At 38.8% G+C, this 12604-nt stretch carries 15 protein-coding genes and 2 tRNA genes; 9 read left to right on the top strand and 8 right to left on the bottom strand.

Annotation, left to right across the window (positions count from 1 at the left end; all coding sequences use genetic code 11):
* Positions 1-62: 62 nt before the first annotated feature.
* The 6 genes from C9E88_RS15125 to hisB form a co-directional block, all read right to left on the bottom strand.
* The gene (locus tag C9E88_RS15125) at positions 63-977 is read right to left on the bottom strand and encodes a DMT family transporter (protein WP_106984259.1); all 915 of its coding nucleotides are present in this window, start codon (positions 975-977) and stop codon (positions 63-65) included.
* A gap of 76 nt (positions 978-1053) precedes the next feature.
* Positions 1054-1776 carry a 1-(5-phosphoribosyl)-5-[(5-phosphoribosylamino)methylideneamino]imidazole-4-carboxamide isomerase gene (gene hisA / locus C9E88_RS15120; RefSeq protein ID WP_106984260.1) on the bottom strand — a complete coding sequence of 241 codons (723 nt, stop codon included), beginning with the start codon at positions 1774-1776 and terminating at the stop codon, positions 1054-1056.
* Positions 1777-1845: 69 nt separating this feature from the next.
* Positions 1846-2523, bottom strand: coding sequence for a 3'-5' exonuclease (locus C9E88_RS15115; RefSeq protein ID WP_106984261.1), 678 nt, complete (start codon positions 2521-2523; stop codon positions 1846-1848).
* Between the two features lie 182 nt (positions 2524-2705).
* Positions 2706-3704 carry a hypothetical protein gene (locus C9E88_RS15110; protein WP_106984262.1) on the bottom strand — a complete coding sequence of 333 codons (999 nt, stop codon included), beginning with the start codon at positions 3702-3704 and terminating at the stop codon, positions 2706-2708.
* Positions 3705-4149: 445 nt separating this feature from the next.
* Positions 4150-4767, bottom strand: a complete 618-nt coding sequence (gene hisH / locus C9E88_RS15105; RefSeq protein WP_106984263.1) for an imidazole glycerol phosphate synthase subunit HisH — start codon at positions 4765-4767, stop codon at positions 4150-4152.
* The gene (gene hisB / locus C9E88_RS15100) at positions 4767-5360 is read right to left on the bottom strand and encodes an imidazoleglycerol-phosphate dehydratase HisB (protein WP_106984264.1); all 594 of its coding nucleotides are present in this window, start codon (positions 5358-5360) and stop codon (positions 4767-4769) included. The genes hisH and hisB overlap by 1 nt, the downstream gene beginning before the upstream one ends.
* Before the next feature lie 91 nt (positions 5361-5451).
* On the opposite strand from hisB, the gene C9E88_RS15095 reads away from it, so the two are divergent.
* The 6 genes from C9E88_RS15095 to C9E88_RS15070 all read left to right on the top strand — a co-directional run bounded on the left by C9E88_RS15095 (position 5452) and on the right by C9E88_RS15070 (position 9295).
* On the top strand, positions 5452-5829 hold the full coding sequence (locus C9E88_RS15095; RefSeq protein ID WP_106984265.1) for a GNAT family N-acetyltransferase: 378 nt from the start codon (positions 5452-5454) through the stop codon (positions 5827-5829).
* A 283-nt stretch (positions 5830-6112) separates the two neighbouring features.
* Positions 6113-6188, top strand: a tRNA-Phe gene (locus C9E88_RS15090).
* A gap of 134 nt (positions 6189-6322) precedes the next feature.
* Positions 6323-6398: transfer RNA gene (locus tag C9E88_RS15085), tRNA-Phe, on the top strand.
* A gap of 287 nt (positions 6399-6685) precedes the next feature.
* Positions 6686-7414, top strand: a complete 729-nt coding sequence (locus tag C9E88_RS15080; RefSeq protein ID WP_106984266.1) for a class I SAM-dependent methyltransferase — start codon at positions 6686-6688, stop codon at positions 7412-7414.
* 279 nt (positions 7415-7693) lie between these two features.
* Entirely contained in the window at positions 7694-8185 is a 492-nt protein-coding gene (locus C9E88_RS15075; RefSeq protein ID WP_171406351.1) for a hypothetical protein, read from the top strand.
* Positions 8186-8545: 360 nt separating this feature from the next.
* Positions 8546-9295: a hypothetical protein gene (locus tag C9E88_RS15070; protein ID WP_106984267.1), complete on the top strand. Its 750-nt coding sequence runs from the start codon at positions 8546-8548 to the stop codon at positions 9293-9295.
* Positions 9296-9432: 137 nt separating this feature from the next.
* Here C9E88_RS15070 and C9E88_RS15065 read toward each other — a convergent pair whose 3' ends face one another.
* Positions 9433-9996: a hypothetical protein gene (locus C9E88_RS15065; protein WP_106984306.1), complete on the bottom strand. Its 564-nt coding sequence runs from the start codon at positions 9994-9996 to the stop codon at positions 9433-9435.
* A gap of 395 nt (positions 9997-10391) precedes the next feature.
* Here C9E88_RS15065 and C9E88_RS15060 point away from each other — a divergent pair, with 395 nt between their 5' ends.
* The 3 genes from C9E88_RS15060 to C9E88_RS15050 all read left to right on the top strand — a co-directional run bounded on the left by C9E88_RS15060 (position 10392) and on the right by C9E88_RS15050 (position 11563).
* Positions 10392-10592, top strand: a complete 201-nt coding sequence (locus C9E88_RS15060) for a dodecin family protein (RefSeq protein WP_106984307.1) — start codon at positions 10392-10394, stop codon at positions 10590-10592.
* A gap of 207 nt (positions 10593-10799) precedes the next feature.
* Positions 10800-11264, top strand: coding sequence for a hypothetical protein (locus C9E88_RS15055; protein ID WP_106984268.1), 465 nt, complete (start codon positions 10800-10802; stop codon positions 11262-11264).
* Positions 11255-11563 (top strand): hypothetical protein, encoded by a 309-nt coding sequence (locus tag C9E88_RS15050; protein WP_106984269.1) that lies wholly within the window; start codon positions 11255-11257, stop codon positions 11561-11563. The genes C9E88_RS15055 and C9E88_RS15050 overlap by 10 nt, the downstream gene beginning before the upstream one ends.
* A gap of 41 nt (positions 11564-11604) precedes the next feature.
* Here the strand turns inward: C9E88_RS15050 and C9E88_RS15045 are convergent, their stop codons facing one another.
* On the bottom strand, positions 11605-12486 hold the full coding sequence (locus C9E88_RS15045) for a viperin family antiviral radical SAM protein (protein ID WP_106984270.1): 882 nt from the start codon (positions 12484-12486) through the stop codon (positions 11605-11607).
* Positions 12487-12604 lie beyond the last annotated feature (118 nt).

Genomic DNA, 12604 nt, shown 5'->3' with positions numbered 1-12604 from the left:
AAGTCTTTTTTATGAAGGATATCGCTTAAAAGCACCCTCATTATTGAGGGCGCTTTTGCGTGTTAAGGCATTTCTTCAGTAATTTTGTCTTTATTTTTCTTTAAAAATTTCGGGCGCCATTCACTCACAATGACGCCAATGACCACCAGCATGCCACCGATTAAAGCCAAGGGTGCTAAGCGCTCGCCTGCAATACGGCCAATCAGTGTAGCCCATACAGGTTCGCCTGCATAAATAATGGCGGCTTGAGATGGCTCAACCATACGCTGTGCCCAGTTCATCACCAATTGAATAACCGCGCTGGCTAAACCGAGTCCACACAGCACAGCGAGCAGGGGCCACTCAAACTGAGGAAGGCTGGTTTCACCATTCAGAGGCGCAATCATAAAACACAATAAAGAGGCAAAAGCCAGTTGTAATACCGTGACGCGTCGTAAATTCACAGTGTTGGCAAAATAGCTGATCAGAATAATTTCAAATGCGATAGCAATGGAGCCTAAAAGCGTGATGATTTGCCCGACATTGAGTCGAATCGCGCCAAAGCCATTACCTGTTAAAAACACCAAGCCAACAAATGCGCAGAGTACGCCTAACCATGTCATAAGGTGTGGACGATGCTTAAAGCAGAGCCACATCAAAATAGGCACCAGTGGTACATACAGTGCAGTCAAAAAAGCAGATTCACTGCTACTAATACTTTGTAAGCCAATGGTTTGTGTGCCATAGCCGATTGCAATCACCGCGCCAATACAAAAGCCCGCAAATACTTCATGGCGATTTAAGCCTTTGAGGTATTTCCATGACAAGATGCTGACTGCAAGTGTTGCCGCTGCAAAGCGTAGACCGACAAAAATGAGTGGGCTACTAAAATTAAGACCATATTGTACGGTGAGAAAACTCCCGCCCCAAATGATGGTAATGAGGATTAGGGAAATTTGAGGAAGTTTATTGGCAAAAGCCGAGGGGACTGAGAGCATGACACTTCATTGGCTGGAATCGGAAAAAACAAAAAGAGGTCCGTAGACCTCTTTTAAAACAAAATCATAGACTTAATTAAGCATCTAAAACTGCTTGAGCTTCACGCAGGTTGAGAGTGCCTTCATAAATTGCACGACCAGTAATCGCACCTAAAATGCCCGGTTGACCTTTTAAGCCGTGTACATCGTCAATATTGGTAACACCACCAGAAGCAATCACTGGTAAACCAGAATAGCTTGCGAGATTAACCGTTTGCTCGATGTTTACACCTTGCATCATGCCATCACGTGCAATGTCAGTATATACAATGCTAGATACGCCAGCATCCGCAAAGCGTTTTGCAAGTTCAGTCGCTTTCACGTCAGTCACATTTGCCCAACCATCTGTTGCTACCATGCCATTCATTGCATCAATACCCACAATGATGTGGCCTGCAAATTTTTGACATGCTTCTTCAACAAATTCAGGGTTTTGAACAGCTTTAGTCCCAATGATCACATACGATACGCCTGCATCTAGGTAGTGTTCAATGGTTTCGAGTGAGCGAATACCGCCACCAATTTGAATAGGTAAATTCGGTTGAGCTTTTGCAATCGCTTCAACCACAGGCTTATGAATTGGAGTACCTGCGAAAGCACCATTTAAGTCAACCAAATGCAAGCGACGCGCGCCTTCATTTACCCAATGCTGTGCAGTTGCCACTGGATCATCAGAAAATACGGTATCGTCTTCCATACGACCTTGTTTTAAACGGACACATTTGCCATCTTTCAGGTCAATTGCAGGGATGATCAGCATGCTTTCGCTCCTCGCCCAATCTTAAATTGAATACAATGTGCGCCATCTTAACAAAGTATTGGCAAAACGCTAAGCGTCTGATGCTGGATTTATTTTATTCGGTCGTATACGCAGTTTGAGCGAGGTATTGGGGATTTCCTTGGGTAATAGACCTAAACGCAGGAGCTCCTCAAAAACCAGAACAGGCGCGTAGGCATCAGCAGCAGCATAAGCGATTTGCTGGGGAAGTAATTGCTTTCTTGACCAGTTGGACGTACTGATGCTTTTACTTTTAGGGAAATTTACGCGGAACAGGAGCGCCATGGCATTTTTAAGTCCGACAGGATTTTCTAAACCAAAGGCCTTAAAACACTTTGATAACTCAATCACGCTATTGAGTTCTATCCCTTTTTTACGAAATAAATGAGCGTCATTTTTTAGACCAAAACCGACTTTGATTTGATCTCTGTTGGCAAAGATAGGGTTTAAAAACGCTAAAATTTCGGCATTTACCTGAAACAAATATGCGCGTTCCTGCGTGGCCAATTGAATCAAATGTGGGCCAGTTGCTACTTCACCTTTTTGAAAGGTGGGTTTCGATTCTGAGTCAAAGCCCAATAGCGCGGCCTGTGTGAGTTCAGTCTCAATGGCCTGACATTGTTCTTTATTTTGAATCACAACAATGTGTTCGGTGGCTAAGTTTTGAAACAGTGGAAAACCTTGAATTTCTTCTTTATTGGGTAGGGGCGGGTATTCTGATTGATCCATGGTGTGGACACGCAAGTAAGCAAGTATTTGAGCTTAATATTTTTTCAAAGATTAGGCAAAGTGCAGTCATTAGGAGTTGGATTGAATCCGTTCATCATGGAGATGAAATACCAAAAAACCTGCCGATAGAGCAGGTTTTTTGTGATTTTAAGTCAGAGGCTTAAAGTCGTGGGGGGAGAGATTTAGACAAAAGAAGGCAATTGGAATTGATCCAGTAAAGATGGAGCAGTTGTTAAAATCGTACCAGCATCATATAGGCCAGCGGTTACGCCTCCTGCAACAGCACCTACAGCATCAACAGCTAAATTCACCACTGGAATTGGATTGGTTAAATCGGTGATTGGTGCAATATCATCAAGCAGACTATCGACTGTACCTGAAACCTGTTGAACCAATTCACCAGTAGTGGCAATTGGATTGGTCAGTAAACTGCCAATAAATTGGCCAGCATCTATGCCGCCAATATATTGCCCAGTTTCACCTAATAAGCCTGTTAAGTTAGTACCTGTTTCGCTGACTGCACCGACCACATCACCCAATACTGGAATTTGTGAAGCAAGATCTACCAGTGGATTTAGATCGGCAACTAAATTTGCACCAGAGCCAGCAAGGTCTTGTACAACACCACCCAATGTTCCTGTTGGATTAGATGCAAGATCATTCAGAAGGTCGGTTGGGTTGATATCTGCCACATATTGGCCTGTTTCAGCCACAAAGCCCAAGAGGTTATCTACCGTACCACCAACAGCAGAAACAGCACCTCCTAATACTGGCACTTGACCAAGTACTTCTGTGAGTGGATCGGTTAAGCCAACCACATGGTCAGCTAAGCCTGCAACATCTGTAACTGCATTGCCTGCAATACTGGTCACACCATCAAGCAGGTCAATGACACCGCCTTCAAGGTTACCTGTTTTTAGCGTATGTGCAGTTTGGTGTAATTCATGGGTAACTGAATCTAAAATGTTGGTGGTTGTGTCTAAGACTTTATTGACCGTTGTACCTAATATTGGTACATGGCTTAAAGCGCTCGTGAGTGGAGAGAGAACTACGCCCACTGTATCAATGAGCGCGTCGGCTGTATGTACCACAGCATCTAAAATATAGCCCACAGCTTTGGTGAGACCCTGTAATCCCAGTGTTAAAACGCCACTGATTTTGCCCGAAAATAATTTAAACATTTTGGAATTCTCCGTTTTGCATTTCTTGTATTCGAAAGTATGTGAAGAGGTCTTACTATTTATGTTTAACAGACAAACATAGTGTGAACAAACTATAAAAAATGTAGATAATAGTGATATATGTCACTATTTATGGTTTTTGTGTTAAAAAACAACCAAATATTGTGACAAAAAAGAATTGTGAGAAAATGTAATTATTTTTGATAAAAAACAGAGTCTTAATCGTATCTACTTGATAAGTGTTGGCTATTTAGTGTGTAATTTAAAATGAATAATTAATTAATATATTAAGTGAATATTTGATTTTTTGTTTATCGCTCATGTGGATTTTTTTAATTATAAATATTTGAATTTATATGTTTAAAATAATATTGTCTTAAAACAAAGAACAAAAAAATATAAAAAAAGCCAACGTTTTGTTGGCTTTTTTTATTGGTAAATGGATTTAGATATTCCATTCCACAAAGTTCTTTAATAATTGTAAACCAGCAGTATGGCTCTTTTCTGGATGGAACTGCGTCGCAAACAAGTTTTCTTGATGGATTGCTGTACAGAATTCTAGGCCATAATCACAAGTTGCAGCTACGAGCGCCGTATCTTTCGGTTCAACATAGAAGCTATGTACGAAGTAGAAACGCGCATCTTGTTCAATGTTATTCCACATTGGATGGCTTGGATCTGCTTGATGAACTTGGTTCCAACCCATGTGCGGTACTTTTAAACCGTCTACATCTGGAAAACGTTTCACTACACCTTCAAAAATACCCAGTGCATCAGCACCGCCATTTTCTTCAGAGTGCTGCATTAAGGCTTGCATACCCACACAAATCGCCAATACAGGCTTGTTGAAGACGGCATTGCGTACCACTTCATCAATGCCAGCTTCGTGCATGCCTTGCATGCAATCGCGCATGGCACCGACACCAGGGAATACAATTTTATCTGCCTGAGCAATCAGCTTAGGGTCATTGGTCACATCAACTGTTGCGCCTACATGCTCTAGTGCTTTGGCTGCAGAGTGAAGATTTCCCATGCCATAGTCAAGAAGGGCAATACGGGTCATTACAAAGTACCTTTGGTTGAAGCAACAGTATTGGCAGCACGTGGATCAATTTCACATGCCATACGAAGCGCACGTGCAAAAGCTTTAAATGTACTTTCAATTTGGTGATGGCTGTTTTTGCCTTTCAGGTTATCAAGGTGAACAGTCATTAGTGAATGGTTCACAAAACCTTGGAAAAATTCAGAGAATAAATCCACATCAAAGCGACCAATCATGGCACGTGTAAATGGAATATCCATAAATAAACCTGGACGGCCAGACAAATCCACTACTGCACGGCTGAGTGATTCATCAAGTGGTGCATAAAAATGACCATAGCGTTTAAGGCCTTTTTTATCACCCAAAGCTTGTGCGAAAGCTTGACCTAAAGTAATACCGCAATCTTCTACAGTATGATGGTCATCAATTTCAAGGTCGCCATCACAATGAATATCAATGTCAAATAAGCCATGTCGCTTGATTTGATCGATCATATGATCTAAAAATGGAATACCAGTGTTGAGTGTGCCTTGACCTGTACCATCGAGGTTCAAACGAACTCGGATTTTAGTTTCGTTAGTGTTTCTTACCACTTCGCTGATACGATCTGTCATAGACACGTTCCTCAAAAACGTCAAAAATGATGTAAAATTTTCGCCTTAATGACGAAGTCAACGATATTAGATTGCTCAGGAGGGTTTATCAATGCCTATTACCGTACATGCCTATACTTCTTTGGAAAATGATGAAGTACGCAGCCAGCTTGAGCGACTGTATGACACCAGCCCAGAATTTAGTGACGGCGCGGATGCCATTGAGCAATTAGAGCAGAGTTTAACCCAGTATACCTTAATCTATACGGCGGAATTCAACACCAAACTGATTGGTGCAATTTGGTGTACGGGACAAGGGGAAAGTAAAACCCTTGAAAATATTGTAGTTCATCCAGCCAACCGGGGTCGCGGTGTGGCAGAAAGGCTGGTGAGTGAAGCATGCCGTATGGAAGAAGAAAAAGGTGTCAAAGTATTTGAACCTGGTTGTGGGGCGATTCATCGTTGCTTGGCGCATTTAGACAAGCTGTAAAGGCTTGAATCAATCATAGTCACATCTTAAGCAGTCTTCGGACTGCTTTTTTATGCCTTATAGATGTTGAGCTCTCTTTAAAAATAAGACCAATGGAGCATAAGCACTTTTGCAGAGTGCCAACTGCTTATGCTCCATTGCAAAGAAAGAGGGCTAAAAAACTGAGTTTTAAACAAAAAATAATCAATCGATATAAAATATTGCTGTAAAAGTAAACAAACACACAAAAAAGCCATGACGGTGCTTGACGGCATGCTGCTTAAATTGTTTAATACGCGACATCGGCGTGATAGCTCAGTAGGTAGAGCAACGGATTGAAAATCCGTGTGTCCCCAGTTCGATCCTGGGTCTCGCCACCATATTCAAAACTTATTTAAAGTTTCAATCCTTGATCCCATCAAGGATTTTTTTTGCCTAAAATTTATTCACTCAGAAAAAATAATCATAATTTTGATTGACTAATATGATCAGATACGGCTTAATACACCGCATCGGCGTGATAGCTCAGTAGGTAGAGCAACGGATTGAAAATCCGTGTGTCCCCAGTTCGATCCTGGGTCTCGCCACCATATTCAAAAAAGCCTCAAACATTGTTTGGGGCTTTTTTTTTGTCTATCATTTTGATTTCTTCTGCCATCCGACCTTCAAAGACGATATTTCATGTTGTTGATACGCGACGAAGACATTCGTGTTTGATGTATATTTTAAAATTTACGTTGTTAGGCTTTTCGCTATTCTGGAATATGTCACCATACTTTAGGCTGTCTAAAGATTGTGCATGATCAGTCACAGGTTAGGGCACCATCGGGCTAAATTTAAGCTATGCATCATCGAGGGATAAGTTGAGAGATAAAAGATGAATGATTTATTTTCCGAGAATAGTCAGCTGTATCGGCAGGCACGTCCCAGCTATTCTGCTGAAATTATTGAGCATATTATGCAGTATGTGCCTGAGCATGCTTTGGCATGGGATTGTGGTGCGGGTTCGGGGCAGTTTAGTCGTTACTTAGCGCCGTATTTTCAGCAGGTGTTAGCTACTGATTTGAGTGCAGCACAACTGGCACAGGCACCGCAATTGGCCAATGTGCGCTATTTGCAAGCCAGTGCCGAAGCATCTGGCCTCGCTGAGCAAAGCGTGGATTTGGTGACGGTTGCACAGGCGATTCACTGGTTTGATTTTGATACTTTTTATGCAGAAGTAAAACGCGTACTCAAACCAGAAGGCTGTTTAGCGGTCATAGGCTATGCGTTGATAGAGGCCTCAAATGAGCGGCTCAACCATCTGATTCAACAGCTTTATAACCGTACCCTGCATGGCTATTGGGATGCAGAACGGCGTTATATAGATGAATGCTATCAAAGTATTCCATTTCCTTTTGAGGATCAGCCTGTACCCACACTGCAACTCAATTACAGTTGGACAGGGCAACAATTGTTGGACTATTTCCAAACTTGGTCGGGTCTAAAGCATTATGTACAGTCAACAGGACTAAATCCTTTGCTAGAGATGGCTGATTTTTTTCAGCAAGCACCTGCACAGCACTATGAGGTTACGTTTCCTGTACTGCTACGGATTGGAAAATAAAACGATGTGCTTTTGATGAGCCCTTTAATTTAGGTGGACATCAATCAAAGGCTGCAATCGCATTTTGTAGCTGTCTGGGGATTCGCATAGAGACAACCCAATAGATAAAATAAAGTATTGAATTCAAGAATTTTCGCGTTTTGCTTAAGTCGGCTACATTGCTGTAACTGCAGCCGTTTATCTGAGTTTCACAGAAAATAAGATGATTTATTGTACAATTTTAAGATGGTTTGAAGAAATTCAACCTGGATACTGAATCCAATATTTGAGAATTGTCTTATGAATCTTCCAAAACACTATATTTTAATGACAGGTGCGGTACTGAGTTTATGTACGGCACATGCTTTTGCAGCACCACAAGCGAAAGATGAAGCCAGTGAAACTGTACGTTTGCCAGTATTAACAGTCATGGCTGACCGTGAGTTACGCAATGAAACCGTGGTTGAGCCTGCGCAAGAAGAACCTGCAAAACGTAAAGCACTACAGCAACAGGTGATGAAGTTGGAACGCAATGCGCAAAATTATGCGGCGGATCCAACAGTGATTCAAAACCTTGATGTGAAGGCACCAGAGCCAGCGCCTAATTTTTCGGGTGTTTCCCTTGTGATGCAGCAACATATTTTAAATATTGCAGAAGGCTTGAAATCATCAGACCCACGCAATGGCCTTTATATTATGCTTCAGCCTTTTGGCATTGACCGTAATGCCACCAATGTACAAATGGGCCGTGAGCAACTCAATTTAGGCATATTAGAGCGGACATTACCTTAAGTTTGCTTGCCAAAAATCTGTAGGCATCAGTCATCAGCTACAAGTGGTGTGCATAAGGTCGTACATCACTTTACTTTAAATGCAAATGGATTGATGACTACATTAGGTGAAATTATTGGGCGAAATTTTAAAATGAATTCAGTGCGTCCATGCTTAAGATGAGTAAGATGCCAATCCAGCATCCTCAATATTAAGTGCCAATAAGGTTTGAATTTAAAACTAAGCAGAGGTCGTTATTTTTAAATGAATTTAAAAGTAAGGTTGTTGATAAAACTTTGAATTTAAAATTAAACTGAAGCAAAACAAAGCGTACATATTTTAAATTCAAAGTGGCTGAGTTCAGCGTATTCGGAGCTTTTTATGTCACGTATTCCGCTTATTTTAAGCTTTGCTACAGTGCTGATTTTTGGTGGATTGTTTTATCAATATTATGCGCAAAAGCAGGACGAGCAAAATTTGCAAGCCTACCAAGCAGTGCTCTTAGATAAAACCGAACAGATTTTAACGGCAGCCCGACAGGTGGATACGCCCATTCAAGTCGATACTTCAGATGCGCGCCTTTCGGGTGATTATCAAATTATGGCGAGTTTTGTGCTGAATCAAATGATTGAGACAGCAGAGGCGCGAAACCGTTATATACGTGAGTTAAAAGCCTTAAATTGGGATCATTTTTTAGATATCGATCGCCTGAGCCGAGATAAAAAACAGCAGTATGTAGAAACAGAAAAAATGCTGCAACAAGTCCATGCCGTGGTTGATGCTTATGCTGAGCAAACCAAGGAAATGGAGCAACATCGTTTAGAGCAAGCCAAACAATTGGCCGTCAGCAGTCTTCATAGCCATCAACTGGCGCAAAGCTTAAGAGAAAGCCAAAAAAATGATGATGCATCTGCATTGTTTTCACTGGAACAGCAGAGCTTAGCCAAAGCAGACCAAATTTTTGCAGTGCTTAAAAATAACCGTTGGGAAAAGAAAAATAAACTGTTTATGTTTTATGAAGATGCGCCGTTAAAGCAATTTAATGCACTGTATAAAGAGATGTTGGCCTTGAATCAGCAAATGAAACAAGTGAGTCATGCCAATCGTGTAGAACTTGAAAATAGTCTATAAGCGGTAGGATCTTGGTGTACTGTCATTCAAATATTGCGATTACTACAGTCAGTCATTTTTCAATGATTGAACTCAAAAAAAAGGATGCTATGAGAGGCATCCTTTTTTGCTCTAGCTAAGCAATAAGCAACAATGACTTATTTTTTAAACCAAGAGAAGAAACCTTTTTTCTCTTCAGTTTGTGCTTTTGCTTTTTTCTCTGCGCATTTTTTTGCACATTCTTTTTTCGCTTCAGCTTTTACTGTTTCTGCTGGTTTTTCTACAGCAGTTTTGATTTCTGTTGCTTTAGCAACAGTGGCTTCTTTAGTTGCAACAGCAGCATTCACTTTTGCATCTTTGTTTGCAACTGCTTGAGCTACCACAGCTTCTTTTTGCGCTACTGCAGTTTCTTTTGTTGCTGTTGCTTTAGCTACGGCAGCTTCTTTTTTTACAACGGCATTATTAACAGTCGCTTCTTTAGTCGCTACAGCTTTAGCTACGGTTGCATCTTTGGCTGCTACAGTTGTTTTTACAGTTGCGTCTTTAGCTGCAACAACAGACTTAACAGTCGCATCTTTGGCTGCAACAGTATTGGTTTTTACAGCAGTCGCAGTTTTGATTGCATCTGCTTTAGCTGTAGCAAGAAAGCCTTGTTCAGCAGCCATAGCTGATGCAGATGTTGCGATAATTGCTGTAATAAGCGTAGTTTTAATAAAGTTCATGATCATTTCCCAACAAAAAAAGCCTTAAAGGAGCAAAGGCTGTGGAATCTTACGCTTTGTTGAAATGACTTGGGGTATAAGTTTTTATAAGTGTATGAAAAATATACTAAAATTACAAACGAATAACATTTGAAACACTGCATATTTATAGTGAGGTATTTTGGCGCGAATTATAAAATTGTTTTGGCTGATGTTGAATGTTATAGAGTAGAAAAATGATTGATCATAGCGTGTTGAATATGGGCAACGCTTAATTTTGAAATTTGTATAGAAACTAAACATTAAAAAATGTGCATGATCCGTGACATTCTGATGCAGAATGATTAAGCGGTATTTCGCTCCTTAAAATCAGCGCTTAGGATGAGTACTCCAATAATAAAACGAGTATGGATGACATGAGTATTGCAAAAGTTATAGAAGTGAACTCGAGTAGCACCAAAAGTTTTGAGGATGCGATTCAATCGGGAATTACCAAGGTCTCTGAAACGGTAAAAAATATTCAAGGTGCTTGGATTAATGAGCAAAAGGTTGTGGTGAAGGACAATAAAATTAGCGAGTATCGAGTCAATTTAAAGATTAGTTTTGTGGTGGATTAAAGACATAAAAGGCCCGCGTTAAGCGGGTTTTTTTGTACATGACTTAAAGTCAATGAAGATGAAAAGTAAGTTGATTAGTATTTTTGACCTTTATGAGTAGTCGATTTATTAATCTTTATTTGTGTTTTAAGTGTTATTTATCTTTTTGATTTGTAATGGTAAAGTATTTAAAATGGTTGACTATAATTTATATAAGAAACTGCTTCAATGAGTGAGATAGAAACAAACGGTTATTTAGTCTGTAGCAAATGCAATTCAACAAATAGGGTTGTTGAAATTGGTCGCCAAGGTATTTATAAGTGCGGAACTTGTGGGAATGACTTATTGGTTATTAATAAGGAAAAAAAGGGTTCGAAAATAATACCTCTTTTAGTCATTTCAATTTTTGTCGGAGTTGTAGGTGGGTTAGGTATTAATCAAATACATGAGAAACTCAAGCCTACTGAGATTATTTATTCAGAATTAAATACGAGTTGGTCAGATTGGCAAATTGAAGCTTTTGACAGAAATTGTAAAGCCAATTACTCACAATTAAAGCAAAACTGGTCTTCTGAAAAAATTGCTAAAATATGTACATGCCTTGTGACATATATTGTTGAAAGGACGGATTATCCTAAATCAGGAAGGTTACGTGACGCTATTGTGAATGAGAGCAATAAAGAATGTCGTTAAAAGAAAATCAACAGAATGAACATATATTAAGATTTTTAGATTTATTAGACATGTGCTATGACGGAAAATTAAAGATGTTTAGCGATGAATTTTCTAATGGTGATAATTCTTTTTATGAAAAATTAAAAAAAGAAGTGCAACGTGCAAAAGCTGGTGCAGTTTCATTAAACAAAGAGGATATCTTTAAAAAATATAACTTTTTTTTAGAGTATAAGCTTTGGGAAAAGAATAATACTAATAGGGAAATGAAAATTTTTGATTTAAAGGTAACTAAATTTATTAGGAATAGACATGAGTAAGTAAGAGATTTAAAAAAATCTCTTACTTTTATTACTTGGCTTTATTGAGAAATAGAAGGGATTAAATTGGATCTCTTAGCAAATTTATGAATATTGAATTTAATTTGCTTTATTGCAGCCTCTCCTCCTATTTGTAAAATATTGTGGCTGTAATCGTAACCATGAGATAGTTCATTATTTTGAAAAAAGCGCCCTAGAGGATCAATCATTAAGTAAGAGTGAGTCATTTCATCATTATTTTCTGAAAAAATAATTTTTTTAAACTTGCTGTGTCTATTTATAAACTCATAGAAGTCTTCATTGTTGATGGAGTTTTCTTTGGTTAATATTGGGAGCATTTTAAAAATTTTCCATTTAGTTGGGGAGGCGTTTTTGATAAATAAATTAAAGTCTTCTAGTTTATTTAATTCATTGATAACAGTGTTTATTTTAATTTCTATATTTGGGTTTATTACTCTTATTAGTTGGATGTTTTTTAGAATTTCATTAATATTCATTGGAGTATTTTTTACAACTCTACCTATTTCTTTATTGGTATTTGAATTGAGTGAGTCAATGCTAAATCCAATAGATGAAAATTCATTTCCAATCATTTCTATTAATTCACCATCTAATAAACTACCATTGGTAATAGCTGATAATTCAAAATGATATTTTTTTGCTTCTTTAATTATTTCTAGAATTTTTTTCTTATAAAGAAAAGTTTCTCCACCAACTAAGTTAAGACGTATTCCAGTAAAGTTGGTTCCTTTATTTTGATTTACAATCATTGGTAGTAGCGATATTTCTTTAACTAACTGTATGATTTTTTCATTATTATGAATAATTTCTCTATTCTCATTTTTTTGCCATTTTGCAAAACAATAAAAACATTTGTAGTTACAGGCTTCAGTAATGTGCCAATTAACAACTAAATTTGTCATTTTTCTCTCAGAATTAAGTGTGGTCAGGTGATTCCTTTAATTAATACTAATATTTAATCGGCGCATTTTTGGGGACAAACAAGGGACAAAAAACCCCGCACTAAGCGGGGTTTCTTTT

It is taken from the genome of Acinetobacter cumulans (assembly GCF_003024525.3).
Classification (GTDB): Bacteria; Pseudomonadota; Gammaproteobacteria; order Pseudomonadales; family Moraxellaceae; genus Acinetobacter; species Acinetobacter cumulans.
Note: the sequence above shows the minus strand (reverse complement) of the source record. Positions and strands in the feature narration are given on the sequence as shown.